The 15,830-nt window shown below is 37.5% G+C and carries 14 protein-coding genes; 6 read left to right on the top strand and 8 right to left on the bottom strand.

Going from position 1 to position 15,830, the window contains the following annotated elements; genetic code table 11:
* Positions 1 to 10: 10 nt before the first annotated feature.
* The 7 genes from murD to mraZ form a co-directional block, all read right to left on the bottom strand.
* Positions 11 to 1,342, bottom strand: a complete 1,332-nt coding sequence (murD, locus tag J4771_RS08785) for a UDP-N-acetylmuramoyl-L-alanine--D-glutamate ligase (protein WP_224134604.1) — start codon at positions 1,340 to 1,342, stop codon at positions 11 to 13.
* Positions 1,343 to 1,484: 142 nt separating this feature from the next.
* Complete coding sequence (gene mraY / locus J4771_RS08780) at positions 1,485 to 2,726, bottom strand: phospho-N-acetylmuramoyl-pentapeptide-transferase (protein ID WP_224134603.1); 1,242 nt, start codon at positions 2,724 to 2,726, stop codon at positions 1,485 to 1,487.
* 111 nt (positions 2,727 to 2,837) lie between these two features.
* Complete coding sequence (locus J4771_RS08775) at positions 2,838 to 4,298, bottom strand: UDP-N-acetylmuramoyl-L-alanyl-D-glutamate--2,6-diaminopimelate ligase (protein WP_224134602.1); 1,461 nt, start codon at positions 4,296 to 4,298, stop codon at positions 2,838 to 2,840.
* A gap of 183 nt (positions 4,299 to 4,481) precedes the next feature.
* Positions 4,482 to 6,473 (bottom strand): penicillin-binding transpeptidase domain-containing protein, encoded by a 1,992-nt coding sequence (locus J4771_RS08770; protein ID WP_224134601.1) that lies wholly within the window; start codon positions 6,471 to 6,473, stop codon positions 4,482 to 4,484.
* Positions 6,457 to 6,822 (bottom strand): FtsL-like putative cell division protein, encoded by a 366-nt coding sequence (locus J4771_RS08765; RefSeq protein ID WP_224134599.1) that lies wholly within the window; start codon positions 6,820 to 6,822, stop codon positions 6,457 to 6,459. The genes J4771_RS08770 and J4771_RS08765 overlap by 17 nt, the downstream gene beginning before the upstream one ends.
* Positions 6,823 to 6,931: 109 nt before the next feature.
* Positions 6,932 to 7,825, bottom strand: a complete 894-nt coding sequence (gene rsmH, locus J4771_RS08760) for a 16S rRNA (cytosine(1402)-N(4))-methyltransferase RsmH (RefSeq protein WP_224134598.1) — start codon at positions 7,823 to 7,825, stop codon at positions 6,932 to 6,934.
* Between the two features lie 54 nt (positions 7,826 to 7,879).
* A complete protein-coding gene (gene mraZ / locus J4771_RS08755; protein ID WP_224134596.1) occupies positions 7,880 to 8,347 on the bottom strand; it encodes a division/cell wall cluster transcriptional repressor MraZ in 468 nt (155 codons plus the stop codon).
* A 257-nt stretch (positions 8,348 to 8,604) separates the two neighbouring features.
* On the opposite strand from mraZ, the gene J4771_RS08750 reads away from it, so the two are divergent.
* From J4771_RS08750 to J4771_RS08725, 6 genes are all read left to right on the top strand, one after another.
* Positions 8,605 to 9,372 carry an alpha/beta fold hydrolase gene (locus J4771_RS08750; protein ID WP_224134594.1) on the top strand — a complete coding sequence of 256 codons (768 nt, stop codon included), beginning with the start codon at positions 8,605 to 8,607 and terminating at the stop codon, positions 9,370 to 9,372.
* Between the two features lie 55 nt (positions 9,373 to 9,427).
* A complete protein-coding gene (gene yihA / locus J4771_RS08745) occupies positions 9,428 to 10,051 on the top strand; it encodes a ribosome biogenesis GTP-binding protein YihA/YsxC (RefSeq protein WP_224134593.1) in 624 nt (207 codons plus the stop codon).
* Positions 10,048 to 10,515: a GNAT family N-acetyltransferase gene (locus J4771_RS08740; RefSeq protein WP_224134592.1), complete on the top strand. Its 468-nt coding sequence runs from the start codon at positions 10,048 to 10,050 to the stop codon at positions 10,513 to 10,515. Before yihA ends, J4771_RS08740 begins: the two co-directional genes overlap by 4 nt.
* A gap of 121 nt (positions 10,516 to 10,636) precedes the next feature.
* Positions 10,637 to 11,968, top strand: coding sequence for a T9SS type A sorting domain-containing protein (locus tag J4771_RS08735; RefSeq protein ID WP_224134591.1), 1,332 nt, complete (start codon positions 10,637 to 10,639; stop codon positions 11,966 to 11,968).
* Between the two features lie 108 nt (positions 11,969 to 12,076).
* Positions 12,077 to 14,215 carry a S46 family peptidase gene (locus tag J4771_RS08730; RefSeq protein ID WP_224134590.1) on the top strand — a complete coding sequence of 713 codons (2,139 nt, stop codon included), beginning with the start codon at positions 12,077 to 12,079 and terminating at the stop codon, positions 14,213 to 14,215.
* Between the two features lie 54 nt (positions 14,216 to 14,269).
* Entirely contained in the window at positions 14,270 to 14,839 is a 570-nt protein-coding gene (locus J4771_RS08725; RefSeq protein WP_224134588.1) for a DUF3267 domain-containing protein, read from the top strand.
* A 224-nt stretch (positions 14,840 to 15,063) separates the two neighbouring features.
* Here the strand turns inward: J4771_RS08725 and msrA are convergent, their stop codons facing one another.
* Positions 15,064 to 15,717, bottom strand: a complete 654-nt coding sequence (gene msrA, locus J4771_RS08720) for a peptide-methionine (S)-S-oxide reductase MsrA (RefSeq protein ID WP_224134586.1) — start codon at positions 15,715 to 15,717, stop codon at positions 15,064 to 15,066.
* Positions 15,718 to 15,830: the final 113 nt, after the last annotated feature.

Genomic DNA, 15,830 nt, shown 5'->3' with positions numbered 1-15,830 from the left:
CTTTTAATATTTAAGTGTTTTTCAGCACCTGTTCCTTAAACTGATTTCCTCTATCCTCATAATTTTTGAACAGGTCGAAACTTGCACAACATGGCGAAAGTAAAACCGTGTCTCCATTCGTTGCCAAAGATTTTGAAACCTTTACTGCTTCTTCCATACTTGAAGTGCTGTAAATCAATTCTTTCTTGTTTTGAAAGAAATCGATAATTTTCTGGTTATCAATTCCTAAACAAACAATTGCCTTCACTTTTCTTTTTACCAAATCTTCGATTTCGGTGTAATCGTTTCCTTTATCTGTTCCGCCTACAATCCAAATCGTTGGCTGTTTCATGCTTTCTAAAGCGTAGTAACAAGCATTCACGTTGGTTGCTTTGCTGTCGTTGATGAATTTTACACCGTCGATTTCTGCTACATTTTCCAATCGATGTTCAACGGCCTGAAAAGTCATCAAAGAATTTCTAATACTTTCGTTGCTGATTTTCAAAATTTTACCTGCAATCGAAGCAGCCAAACTGTTTGCAACGTTATGATTTCCCACCAAAGAAAGTTCATCAATCTTCATGGAGAATTCGTCGGCAAGTTTTACCACGATTTTGTCGTCTTTGATAAACCCACCTTCCTTCAATTTTTCTTTTGTTGAAAAGGGAATCATTTGCGCCTTCAATTCTAATTTTTCGAGCAGATTCATGCTCATTTCGTCATCTCGGTTGTAGATGAAGAAATTATCATTTTCTTGATTTTCAGCAATTCTAAATTTCGCCAAAGCATATTCCTCGTAATTATAATTGTATTGGTCGAGATGGTCCTGACTTAAATTCAACAACAAAGAAATATATGGTCTAAAATTTTGAATATCATCTAGTTGGAAAGAACTCACTTCTAAAACATAATAGTCGAAACTCTCGTCGGCGACTTGTTTCGCAAAGCTTTTTCCGATGTTTCCACCTAAACCCACTTTTAAATCATCATTTTTTAAAATGTGATAAATCAAGGAAGTTGTTGTTGTTTTTCCGTTGCTTCCTGTGATTGCGATGATTTTGGCATTCGTAAATTCCGACGCAAATTCAATTTCGGAAGAAAGACGAATTCCTTTTTGATTGATTTTGTAAATAATTTCCGCCTTTTTCGGAATTCCCGGAGATTTGATTACCCAATCTGCTGAAAGAATTTTCGCTTCATCGTGGTTTCCTTCTTCATATTCGATTCCGGCTTCGTTCAAGAGTGTTTTGTATTCGTCTTTAATCATGCCTTTATCGGAAAGGAAAACTTCCAGTCCTTTCTTCTTCGCCAAATACGCTGCTCCGAAACCGCTTTCTCCGCCACCTAAAACAACTATTTTCATATTGTTGGTTTTATTTGGGTTTATCCCAACTGTAAAATCATTTTAAATTTTATTTCGCCACTTCGTGGCTTCTTTACTGGTCTTCTTTTAATTTTCAAAGGGCTTCACCCTTTGCTTTTGCTGTCGTCACATCGTGACTTTTTTACCTAACTTTTAATGTAATCAAACAGATAATCGCGAACAAAACGCCCATGATAATCATTCTATTTACAATTTTGCTTTCGTGATAACCTTCCTTTTGGTAATGGTGATGAAGCGGCGACATTTTGAATAATCTGTTATTCTGCGCATACTCCAAACCGTATTTTCTCTTTCTGTATTTAAAGACAGCAACCTGCAACATCACGGAAATATTTTCGACCAAGAAAATTCCGCACAGCACAGGAATCATCAGTTCTTTTCTTAAAATAATTGCCAAAACCGCAATCACACCGCCCAACATTAAACTTCCGGTATCGCCCATGAAAACTTGCGCCGGATAGGTGTTGTACCAGAAAAATCCAATCGTGGCTCCAATCAAAGCGAGGACAAAAATCGTGGCTTCGCCCATGTTTGGAAGGAACATGATGTTGAGATAATCTGCGAAAATGATGTTTCCCGACAAATAGGCGAAAAATGCCAAAGTCAAAAGTATGACGACGCTCGTTCCTGCAGCGAGTCCATCAATTCCGTCCGTAATATTAGCTCCGTTGGAAACCGCTGTTACAATAAAAATCACAATCGGGATGAAAACTGCCCATGCCCATTCATGAGCTTCTTCTGGAGTCATCCAAAACAACATTCCGCTGTAATCGAACTCGTTATTTTTTACGAAAGGAACGGTGGAAACAGTTGCTTTTTCGGTCGGCATAAAGTTTCTTTCCACATTATTTCGGTTCACTTCTTTCGCATCTGCATATTTTCTTTTCACCGTAATATCGGGATGAAAATACATCGTAACGCCTACAATTAGGCCTAAACCAACCTGACCAATTACTTTAAATTTTCCGCTTAAACCGTCTTTATTTTTTTTGATTTTCTTTAAATAATCATCTATGAAACCAATCGCTCCCATCCAAACCACCGAAATTATCAGCAAAACGATATAGACATTGAAAATTCTTGTAAATAATATAACCGGAATCAAGGTTGCCAAAATGATGATTAAACCACCCATTGTGGGAGTTCCCTCTTTTTGTTTTTGTCCGTCTAAACCTAAATCACGCACCATTTCTCCCATCTGTTTGTTGCGCAAATAGTTGATGATTTTTTTACCGTAAACCAACGCGATAATCAACGACAGCAAAACCGCCATTCCTGCACGGAAAGAGATAAATCTGAACATACCGAGTCCGGGAATGTGGATTCCTTGGGAGGTTAGATATTCATAGAGGTAGTACAACATAATTTCTATTTTTTGTCAATTCGCTTCGCTGTCAATTGTTTCATTGTCAATTTCTTCGAGTGAATTTTTTTAAAATTGACTGTTCACTGCGAAGCAAATTCACCATTCACTTTATTTGCTCATCATTCTCGCCAATTCCACAATTATTTCTTTGTCATCAAAATGATGTTTCACGCCATTTATTTCCTGATAATTTTCGTGTCCTTTTCCGGCAACGAGTACAATGTCTTTTGGTTCGGCAAATTTGATCGCCATTTTTATCGCTTCTTTTCGGTCGGGAATTGAAGTGTATTTGCTGAAATTTTGTGGCTCAACACCTGCTTCAATTTCTTTTATGATTTCGGACGGTTTTTCCGTTCTCGGATTGTCGGATGTGATGATTGCCAAAGTGGATTTTCTCGTCGCAATTTTTCCCATTTCAGGACGTTTTGCGTGGTCTCTGTCTCCACCGCAACCGAAAACAGTAATCAATCTTTCATTTTTCGTTCGGATTTCGTTGATGGAATCTAAAATGTTCTCCAACGCATCGGGAGTGTGCGCATAATCCACGATGAAAATAATTCCACCATCTGATTTCAGGGTTTCAAATCTTCCTTTTACCCTTTTTAATTTTGAAATGGCCTGTAAAACATCGTCTTCATGAAAACCACTTTCCACCGTAATTGCATAAGCCAAAAGCAAATTGTAGGCATTGAATTTCCCGCTTAAAGTCGTCCAAAATTCTTTTCCGTTGAAATTTAACAACATTCCATTAAAGTCGACTTCCAAAATTTTTCCGTGGAAATCTGCCACTGTTTTTAAAGCAAAAGTTTTCTTGGTTGCTTTGGTATTTTGAAGCATCACGTTTCCATTTTTGTTATCCAAATTGGTGATGGCGATGGCTTCAGGATTTAATTCGTCGAAAAATCTTTTCTTAACCTTCAAATATTCGTCGAAAGTTAAATGATAATCCAAATGATCGTGAGTGATATTGGTAAAACCTGCAATTTTGAAATGAAGGCCTTCAATTCTGTCCTGATGAATTCCGTGTGAAGAAACTTCCATAAAAGCGTATTCACAACCACTTTCCACTGCTTTATTTAAAATCTTATTTAAAGTCAAAACATCGGGAGTCGTGTGAGTTGAAGGAATAATTTCTTCACCGATTCTATATTCAACGGTTGAAATTAATGCCGATTGAAATCCTAAATTTTTGAAAACATCAAAAAGCAGAGTAGTTACCGAAGTTTTTCCGTTGGTTCCTGTAACTCCAATTAAATTGAGTTTTTCTGAAGGATTCCCATAAAAGTTGGAAGCGATTTGTCCTAAAGTTTTAGAGGAATTTCTCACATTTACATAAGTGATTTTTTCGTTCAAATTATCGGGTAAATCTTCGCAAACAATTATTGTTGCTCCTTTTTCTATGGCCGAATTAATAAAAGAATGCCCATTGGAAACCGTTCCTTTCACTGCGACATACAGGGAATTCTCGACTGCTTTTCTGCTGTCGAAAACGATTTCTGAAACTTCCGGATTTTCATTTCCGAAAATTTCTAGAACCGGGATTCTGTTTAATAATTCTTGTAAATTCATTACCAACATTTCGGTGCTTCGCACCTCTTTATTTTATCAATTCTTGTTTCTACCAAGATGTCGCGGCTTCGCCGCTCCCCATGTTTTAGCTCTATTTTGCTACCGACATTTACCTACGATGAGCCACTTTGTTGGGTTTCGCGACTTCGTCGCTTCGTTATCTAAAATTATTTGCAAAAAAAATTAATTCTGCAATTGCAGATAAATTCTCTGATTCTTATTGATTACAGTTCCTTCTAAAGGAAACTGTTCCTTAATTCTTCCAACGCCTTTATAATCAACTCGATACCCTTGATTTTCCAATTGAGGGATGATGTTCTTTCCAATCAATCCGACCACGTTTGGCATTTGGTTTGCGTTTACTGCTAATTTTACATTTGGTTCTACCATTTTGCTCAAATCCACTTTTTTGTCCACCAACATTTCCTGCTCGACATTTTGTGGGGTTTTCAAGAAAGTTTTTCCTGCAATCTCTTTAAAAACCGGCGCAGAAACGGTTGCTCCGTAAAATCCTTTCGAATTATCCGGTTGGTTAATCATCACGATACAGGTGTATTTCGGATTGTCGCTTGGATAAAATCCTGCAAAACTCGCCTGATATTTCGGTGGTCCCGGTTTCCAATATTCAAATCTTGCGGTTCCGGTTTTTCCTGCCATTTTTAAATTCGGCGTGAAAATACTTTTCGCGGTTCCTTTTTCAACGGCTTTGGTGAGCGAGGTCGTCATTAAATCAATCGCTTTTGTGGAAGCCATTTTGTTCACCATAACCTGTGGTTTCGCCTCATATAGAGTTCTGCCGTCTTTCATAATTTTTTCGATGAAAAGCGGTTTTAGCATTTTACCTTTGTTGGCAATTCCGTTATAAAAAGTAGTGAGTTGCAATAAGTTAAACCTCGATGAATATCCGTAAGCAAGAGAAGCCAAAGTCGCGGCGTTCCATCTTTTGTTTTCAGGCGTCACCACAAATGGTTTCGTCACTCCCGGAAGTTCGATATCTAATTTTTCAAACATTTTCCATTTTTTCAAATGGTCTAGGAAAACTTGTGGTTTGTCAGCATAAAATTTGGTGATCAATTTCGCTGAACCCACATTACTCGATTTAGCCAAAACATCGGAAATCTCATAAGTTCCGCCGCCATGACCATCTGAAATTCTTTGTTTTGCATAAGTCCAAACTCCGTTTCCAACATTTACTGTGGTGTTTTCGTCGATGAAGCCATCGTCCATTGCAGCCAAAAGGGAAACGGTTTTAAAAGTAGACCCAGGTTCAGTGGCGTCTTTTAACGCGTAATTGTAGGCATCCACGTAAATTCCCGGTTCGGTTCTTCGAAGGTTGACCATTGCTTTTACTTTTCCGGTCGCCACTTCCATCACCACGACACAACCGTGATCTGCATCGAAATTCACCAATTGTTTTTCCAAAGCGGAATGTGCGATGTCTTGAATTCTTAAATCGATGGTGGTATAAACATCCTGTCCGTCAATCGGCTCATTTACTTTCCAATAATCGATTGGTTTCCATTGACTTGAGTTTACTCTTTGTTCTAATCGAGTTCCGTCTGTTCCCGTTAAATATTTTGAAAAGGCACCTTCCAAACCGGATTTTGCAATTCCATTATCCATTCCAATCGTTCCCGCTCCAATTTGGGTCGTTGCCAATTCTCGTTTGTAATTTCTATCGACGATGAAACCACCTTTATTTTTTCCTTTTTTGAAAATCGGGAATTTTCTGATTCGGTCATAATCATCGAAGTCAAGACCTTTAACTAAAGAATAATATTGGTTTTTTGCCTTTTTTTGTTGATCTAATCTGTCTCGAAAATAAGCCCTCGGTTTGCCAAACATTTTTGACAATGAATCCGTCAAAGCACCGATGTTATTGGAATAAACCGTGTCTTTTATTGTTTTAAAGTCGAGATAAACATCGTAACGCATGACGGTCGTCGCCAAAATAGAACCATCCGAAGCGTAAAGATTTCCGCGCGCTGCTTTCAAAGTGGCTTCCCGATAATTTTTGCTGATGTAGTCGTTTTTGATTTCCTCAACATTGGTGTTCTGCAAAACAAGAATTCTTCCCAAAAACACCACAAACAAAATGAAGGCAAAACCCGCGAAAAGGTAGCCCCATCTCAATGTCATTGAGCGTTTTTTTTCAAATTCATTTTGCACCGCCATCTGTACTGTCTAATTTTATCAAAAGTTTATGTGGGTGATTTTCAAGGGATAACAAGGAATCTTGCACCATTTCTTTTCCCAATTCCGATTCTAATTTTACTTTAATCAATCTGCTTTGTGCGTAAGCGTTCCTTGATTTGTATTCTTCGGTCTGTTCTTTTAAATCATTGACTTGCTCGATTTTTTTGCTCACCAAATGGTTGCTGTAAATCATAATCATCAAAAGCACGAATACCAACAAAAAATAACGGTAATGAATTTTGACTTCATCACGGTTCAGAAAATTTCCCTTTATGATGTCTATAAAGGTGAGTTTTTTCTGTGGTCGATAGGTGTTTCGTTTTGCCAATTTTTCAAGTCAATTTATTTCATGGTCAATTTGCTTCGCAGTGAATTCGCTTTGATGTCAATTTTTTTAAATTTACTATTCACTCTTTAGAAATTTACGCGGAGCCAATTCACACTTTTATACCTGTTCTCATTTTCGCGCTTCTTGCACGTGAGTTTTCTTCTATTTCTTTATCGTCGGGAATGATTGCCTTTGTTTTTAATAATTCAAATGCTTTGTCATAATTACCGTATATATCTCTCTTTGGTTCGCCTTCGAACATTCCGTTTTTTAAAAATCTCTTTACCAATCGGTCTTCCAGGGAATGGTAAGAAATCACGACCAATCTTCCCCCGGGTTTCAAGATTTTGTAGGATTGAAGAAGCATTTCTTTCAAAACCTCCAATTCCTGATTCACTTCAATTCGCACTGCCTGGAAAACCTGCGCAAAAAACTTGTTCTGCTTATGTGGCGGAATATAACTGAACAATTTTTTCAATTCTTCCGTTGTTTCAATCGCTTTATTTTTTCGGTGGTGAACGATTTCTCTCGCCAATTTTCTCGCTTCCCGAAGTTCGCCGTAATGGTAAAAAATATCCGCCAAATGTTCTTCTTCATAATCATTGATGACTTTTTTGGCGTCCAAACTTTGCATCACGTTCATCCTCATGTCTAAAGGTGCGTTGCTTCTTGTTGAAAATCCACGTTCTGCCTCATCAAATTGATGGGAAGAAACGCCCAAATCTGCCAAAATTCCATCAACCGCGGTGATTCCATAAATCAAAAGCGAGTTTTCCAAAAAGCGGAAATTTTGATTAATCAGCGTGAATCTTTCATCATCAATCGTATTTTTAAGAGCGTCTAAATCTTGGTCGAAACTGAACAATTTCCCTTTATCTGAAAGCCGATTCAAGATTTCTCTTGAATGACCACCTCCTCCGAAAGTCACATCCACGTAAATTCCGTCCGGATTCGTCACCAAATCATCAACACTTTTCTTCAGCAATACGGGATTGTGATACACTTTCTATAGATTTGAGATTAAGAGATTTGAGATTTATCAAATCAAATCAAAATTTTATTTTTCATCGTCATCAAAATTCACGTCGCCCATAACTTCCTCGGTGAGTTGAGCGAAATCGGCTTCGTTGGTTTTTATGTTTTCTTCGTACGCGGTTTTGTCCCAAACTTCAAAATAATCAATCATTCCGGCGACTACCACTTCTTTTTCTAAATTTGCAAAAGTTTTGAGGTCTTTTGAAATCAAGATCCTTTCTGCTTTGTCAATTTCTACGGTCTTCAAACCAGCGGTAAATTTTCGGATGAATTCTAGGTTTCTGGCTTTAAATCTGTTTACTTTGCCGATGGTTTGGATGGTTTGTTCCCAAGTTTTCACGGGATAAACTTCAAGACAAGTGTTGAAAACCGAACGTTTCACCACGAAATTTCCACCGAGATTTTCCAAATGCTTTACCAATGACGAAGGCAGTTTCAGTCGGCCTTTGTCATCAATTTTGCACTCGTATGTCTCGAAGAATTGAATCATTTGGGACAAATTTATATAATAATTTTGAAATTTTCCCACTTTTTCCCACTTTTTGACATATTGTTAATAAGTTTTGGAATTTTCGATTAACCATTTGATTGAAAACGATTTATGGCAGCAGAAAATAAAAAGAATAAATTGCAAAGAAAATCGTGTTCTGAATATAAAAGTGGCATAATAATTATTACTTTTAATGCCAAAAAAATTGATTTTACCGTTAAATTCGTATTTTTGCAATCGCCTATTTAGGAAAACATATGTTATTCAAGACAAAAAAAAATAAACAATTCAAATTTCTCGCAGAAGGTGAAGGGAGACCAATCGTTCTGTTGCAGGGATTAATGGGAGGATTGAGCAATTTCACCAAACTGATTTCCTATTTTTCGGCGAGAGGGTACCGCGTATATTTTCCTGAGTTACCAATTTACGATTTACCCGTTTTAAATACGAACCTGACTTCCATTGCGAAATTTGTAGCAAGGTTTATCGAGGAAGAAGTAGGAGAATCTGCAATTATTGTGGGGAATTCGATGGGAGGACACGTTGGCTTGATTTTGACTTTGGCGCGTCCGGATGTTGTAAGTGATTTGGTTTTGACGGGCAGTTCCGGTTTATATGAACGTTCATTTGGAGACAGTTTCCCGAGGAAAAATGACCGAGATTATATCAAGAAAAAAGCGGAGGAGGTATTTTACGATCCAAAAATTGCCACGGAAGAATTGGTAGACGAAGTTTTCTCGATTGTTAATGACCGCGGAAAAGGAATTAAAACCGTGATGCTTGCAAGAAGCGCCATTAAACATAATATGGAAAAGGAACTTCACAAAATTCAAGTTCCAACTTGTCTAATTTGGGGTAAGCAAGATACCGTAACTCCACCAGAAGTCGCGATCGAAATGAACCGATTGATTCCAAATTCGGAATTATTCTGGCTCGATCAATGCGGACACGCCGCAATGATGGAGAAACCAGACGAGTTCAATGAAATTCTCTACAGTTGGTTAAAGAAAATTGAAAACAAATAGGTGGAAGTTTTAAGCTTCCATTTTTTATTTGATTAAATTTGAAAAAAATTCAAGGATGGTTATCAAAACAGCGGAATTTGTGAAAAGTAGCGGAAAATGGCAGGATTGCCCTGAACCCAACTTACCTGAATATGCATTTATCGGAAGATCCAATGTGGGGAAATCTTCCTTAATCAATGCGATGATGAATCACAAAGATTTGGCGAAAACCTCTCAAACCCCAGGAAAGACACAACTTATTAATCATTTTTTAGTGAATGAGAGTTGGTATTTGACCGATTTGCCCGGTTACGGTTACGCGCGGGTTTCGAAAAGTTTAAGGAAAGATTTCGAGAAGCTGATCACCAATTATATCCTGAACAGAAAAAACCTGGTGAACCTTTTCGTCTTGGTTGATTCCCGACATACGCCACAAAAAATCGATCTGGAATTTATTGAATGGTGTGGCGAAAACGGAATTCCCTTCTCTATAGTTTTTACTAAAGCTGATAAACTAAAACCCAACGCAGCAATTTCTAATGTTGAAAACTATCAAGCAGAACTTCTGAAAACATGGGAAGATCTGCCGGAAACATATGTTACTTCTGCAGAAAAAAAGGTGGGAACGGATGAGATTCTAAACTTCATTTCCAAAACGAATAAGTTTTTAGAAGAAAACCATGTAAATTTTAAGGGATGAAAGATATTCTTTGGAAAGTCAAAAAATTTGATCAACTGACTTTAAATGAGCTTTACTGCATCCTAAAAATTCGGCAGGAAGTTTTTATCGTGGAACAGGCATGCTACTATCTTGATGCAGATGGTTGCGATGATCAGGCCGTTCACCTTTGGGCAGAAAGGAATGGAGAAATTTTGGCCTATTGCAGGGTTTTTGACGAGGGTGTTAAATATGGGGAGTCGTCAATAGGACGAGTTCTTACAGGTCAAAAGTTTAGGAACTTAAAATTGGGAAAAGTTTTGATGAAATTTGCTCTGGAAGTTATAGAATCAAGATTTAAAAGTAAAAGGGTGAGGATTTCTGCACAAGATTATTTAATAAAGTTTTATACCGAGTTTGGTTTCTCAGAAACCGGAAAAAAATATTTCGAAGACGATATCCCGCACACGGAGATGTATCGACAAATAGAAGGAAGCGCTTTATAGGTAACTATCAAAAGTGTTTTTTGACACGAATTCAAGCGATTTGATTAAAAAATGGCAATATTGTTTGCATATTATTTTCAAATAGTATAATTTTACAAAAAATCATTAAACTTATAAGATTATGAAAAAACTTTTACTTACAGGATTTGCACTTGTTGCAATGATGACACAGGCACAGACTTGGACGACACAGAACTCCAATTTTCCTGCAGCTGGAACATATCCTTTGTCTTTTTCTGTAGTTGATGCCAATACAGTATGGGCAATGGGAGCTGATGGTTCTGGAGGGGGCGCAAACGTACAAGCATACACAAGAACAAGCAATGGAGGAACAACTTGGACAGGAGGATTAATTAATGTAGGCAATACCGCATTGCTTATTTCCGACATTAGTGCAACTTCTGCTACAACTGCTTATGCTGTAGCTACCAATTCCAGCGGAGGCGCAGGTGGTGGTGTATGGAAAACCACAGACGGAGGTGCAACTTGGGCAAAACAAACCGTTCCGGGATTTAATGCATCTACTGCTTTCCCAAATGTTGTTCATTTTTTTGACGCTAATACAGGTTACTTAATGGGTGACCCAGATGCATCAGGAAGGTATGAAATTTACAATACAACAAACGGAGGAGCTACCTGGACCAGAAACCCGGCCGCTAATTCCCCTGCTATTTCAAACGAATTTGCTTATACCCATTTGAAAGCAGCCGCAGGAAATGTTTCATGGTTTGGAACTGACCTTGGAAGAGTGATGAAATCGAATGACAAAGGAGTTACTTGGACAATTTCTTCGACACCAATCGTAGATTTTGGCGGGGTTACAACTCCAGGAGCAAGCGGACAAATTGCATTAAAAGATGCAAACACCGCTTGGGTTATGGATCAGGATGGCCTAATTTACGCTACAACTGATGCCGCAGCAAACTGGGCAGTGGTGGATGTTACTGCGGGTACTTCTTTTACAGGAGATATTGCTTATGTACCTGGAACAGCAAACACGTTAATTACAGCGGGTGCTTCATCAACTTCAAGAGGTTCTGCTATTAGTACTGATGGAGGACATACTTGGACAGCCCTTACTCCAGCACCAGGAGATACGGATGGAATCGCTAACTTAGGTGTGTTTAATGCTTCAGCAATTTGGGGAGGTGGATTTAAAGATGCTGCTACAGGAGGAGGAATGAATAAATTAGGACCACTTTTGGCAACTGCAAACGTTAATGCAGCGAAAAATGCAGTTACAGTTTATCCAAACCCAACTAAAGGACAAGTTAACATCCAGTCTAAGAGTACTGTGAAATCAATTTTATTGGTTGATATGAACGGAAGAACAGTAAAAACTTTTGAAAACATCAAACAAATTGATTTGTCAGGCTTACAAAAAGGAGTTTACATGCTAAATGTGACCTTATCTGATGGACAAAAAACATCAACAAAATTAATCAAAGAATAACTTTTTGAATAAATCTGAGAATAAAGGATGGGGAAACTCATCCTTTTTTATTTTATTAATTTCATCTGAAATGATTTTCTTAAATTAGCGAACATAAAAAATTTATCAATGAAAAGAATATTATTACTGCTCACTTTCATGTTGAGCTTTTTCCAGCTAAAAGCTGATGAGGGAATGTGGCTTTTGTCGATGGTCAAAAGACTTAATGGGGTTGATTTGAAAAAACAGGGATTAAAATTGACGGCTGAAGAAATTTACTCCATCAATAATTCTAGCTTAAAAGATGCTATCGTGCAATTTGGTGGTGGTTGTACTGCTGAAATCGTTTCTAAGGAAGGTTTGCTTTTCACCAATCATCATTGTGGTTACGGTAATATCGCGGCTCTTTCAACTCCTGAAAAAGATTATTTGACCAACGGTTTTTGGGCAATGAAAAAATCTGAGGAACTTCCTGCAAAAGGACTTTCTGTAAGATTTATGGTGAGAATGGATGATGTCTCTCAAAGAATTAATGCAAAATTAAACAACAGCATGACTGCCGAAGAAAGAAAAGCGGTTATTGATGCAGAATACAAAGCCATTCAAACAGAAAACTCAGAGAACGGAAAATATACAGTGGTAGTAAGAGATTTCTACAATGGAAATGAATTCTACTATTTTGTTTACCAAGATTTCAAAGATGTAAGATTGGTAGGAACTCCACCAAACGCTTTAGGAAAATATGGCGGCGATACTGATAACTGGGAATGGCCAAGACATACCGTGGATTTTTCAGTGTTCAGAGTTTACGCAGATGCAAACGGAAATCCAGCGGAATATTCTCCGAACAACGTTCCAATGAAGCCAAAACATGCGCTTCCAATTTCTCTTAAAGGCTACAAACCTGGAGATTTCACGATGATTGTTGGTTATCCCGGAAGAACAAACAGATACCTTACTTCTTACGGAATCGAGCAAATGGTAAATAAAGATTATCCAGCTTGGGTTGAAGCCTCAAAAATGGCCATGGATGTGATGAAAAAGTACATGGACAAAGACCAGGCTACAAAACTTCATTACGCTTCCCAATACGCTTCTGTTGCAAATTATTGGAAGAACAGACAGGGAACAATTGATGCAGTTGAAAAAAACCAAACCATAGCAGGTAAAAAAGATTTAGAAAGCAAATTCCAGGTTTGGGCGTTACTTCCTGAAAATCAAGCTGTTTATGGCGGAGTTTTAGAAGATATTAAAGGAAATTACACCCAGTTTTCAAACAGAAACGTAGAGAGAAACTACTCTTCCCAACTACAAAGAAATGCGAAATATCTTCCCATTGCTTACCAGTTAGGTTCTTTGTTGAAAACTTATGTTGATCAAGATGATGCCGGAAAAGCTGGAATGAAGACCAAAGTTACCGACGCAATCAACAGAATGTACGATGGTTTAAACACCCAATTAGAGGGCGAAATGTTGAACTCAATGGTTGGTCTTTATCAGCAAAGAGTAAACAAAGACGTTGCTTCACCATCTTTAATGTCGGTTGATGCAAAAACGTTGTCAAACATAGCATTCTCTTCGATTTTCGCAACTAAAGAATCAGCACTGAATTTCGTAAACAGTCCTGATAAATTAAAACTTGATGCAGACCCATTATTAAAAATTGCAAACAGCTTCATCGAAGATCAAAAATTAATGGGAGAGAAGTTCGCAAAAGTTGATGACGCTTTCGCGAAAAACAGCAGAATATTTTTGGATGGTTTAAGGAAGTCTCAACCTGAAAAAGCATTCTATCCTGATGCCAATTCTACGATGAGATTAACTTACGGTTCTGTAAACACTTTGCCTGAAAGAAGCGACAGAAAATATTACGGAATTAGCGAAAAAAACAATTACTACACCGACATCAACGGAATGGTGGCGAAGTACAAGAAAGGTGATGAAGAATTCGATTTGCCACAAAGATTCCTGGATTTGGTGAAGAAAAAAGATTTTGGTCAGTACAAAGACAAAAAAGGTTTCATGCCTGTAAACTTCTTGTCAAACAACGATATTACCGGTGGAAATTCAGGTTCGCCAATTCTTGATGGTAGCGGAAATCTTTTAGGTCTTGCTTTCGACGGAAACAGTGAGGCTTTAAGCGGCGATATTATTTTTGACCCGAAATTGCAGAAAACCATCAACGTTGACGTGAGAATGGTTCTTTGGACGATTGAAAAATACGGTAAAGCAGGTCACTTGATCAGTGAGATGACTTTGGTAAGATAAAATTTTAAAATACTTGAAAAGCCGCTGATTTTTTGGCGGCTTTTTTTATGAAAAATGAATTTAGAAAATTATAATAAAGACCAGAAAACGATCGACTTGATGAAAGCCAATCTTGTCGCGATAAAATATCTCATTTTCTTTGCGATAATATTTACCGTTCCCTATTATTTGATTTGGGGAAACAATTTATCTGAAAGTTTTTATAAAGGAGCAAATCCGTTTCTAAAAATGTTTTTTCCCTTGATTGCATTTATTATTGGAATTGTAATTCACGAATTTGTGCACGGAATTTTCTTTGCGAAATATGCTACGAAAGGATTTAAATCGGTAAAATTTGGCGTGCTTTGGAAAATGTTGACGCCTTATGCACATTGCAAAGAACCTCTACAAATCAAACATTACATCATCGCTTTATTGGCTCCACTTGTTTTAGTGGGGATTTTACCCGCAATTTTAGGAATGGTTCTTGGAAATCCAGGTTTGCTACTGTTTGGAATTATATTTTCCGGTTCTGCAGCGGGGGATATCATGATTTATAACCTCATCAAAAAAGAAAATCCTGAAGATTATGTTCAGGACCATCCATCGGAAGCGGGTTATTATATTTTTAGAAAGAAGTTATAACACCATGCTGATCTCTAAAAAACTTATAAAATGAGGTTAAGTACCAAAAATTATACGTTCTGAACGCCAAATTATATCTTCTTCAACCTAAAATTATACGTCAGCTACTCCAAATTTTATATCAAAAACCGAAACGGAGGTCTACAAGACCGAAACCAACTGTTTTTGACTAAATCACCAAAATAAAAAGCCGTCTTTCACGAGTTGTGAGACGGCTTTTTTATTTAATTTGCGACTTCTGATTTCAACATTCCAAGTTCACCGTAATGTTTTTTGAATTTGGCGATTTTTGGACCAACAACTGCGCTGCAATAGGGTTGGTTCGGGTTGGCTTCATAATAGCCTTGATGATATTGTTCAGCTGGCCAAAACTTCTCAAATTTTGCCAGTTCCGTGACGTATTTTCCGTGCCATCTTCCGCTTGCTTCGGATTGTTTGATGGCTTCTTCGGCTTTTGTTTTTTCGGCATCGTCTTTATAGAAAATTACTGAACGATACTGTGTTCCGATGTCATTTCCCTGTCTATTCAATTGCGTGGGATCGTGCAGGAAAAAGAACACATCCATCAACTGTTCATAAGAAAGTTCCTTCGGATTGTAACCGATTTGCACCACTTCTGCATGTCCTGTTTCGCCGGTACAAACTTCTTCGTAAGTAGGATTATTTTTATGTCCACCGGAATAGCCAGAAACTACCGATTCAACTCCTTTTAAATATTGAAAAGCGCCTTCTACACACCAAAAACATCCGCCCCCGAAAGTGATATATTTTAAATTTTGTTTATCCATTTTTTGATTTTTTGTTAAAGATTTCTTGGATTCCTGTCCGCTACAGGAACTCAAAATAAAGCTCATCAAAATTACTAAAATCTTATTCATGATTTGATAACGGTTTTCTATGAAGGAAATTTTATAAATGAATGGTGAAAAAAGATCGCCACAAAAGCACTAATGATATTCGTGGCATAAAATTTTTAGTTAAACCAATTCAG

This window comes from Candidatus Kaistella beijingensis, from assembly GCF_020084865.1.
In the GTDB taxonomy this organism is placed as follows: domain Bacteria; phylum Bacteroidota; class Bacteroidia; order Flavobacteriales; family Weeksellaceae; genus Kaistella; species Kaistella beijingensis.
The sequence above is the reverse complement of the archived record's forward strand: the minus strand, read 5'-3'. Positions and strand labels throughout refer to the sequence as shown.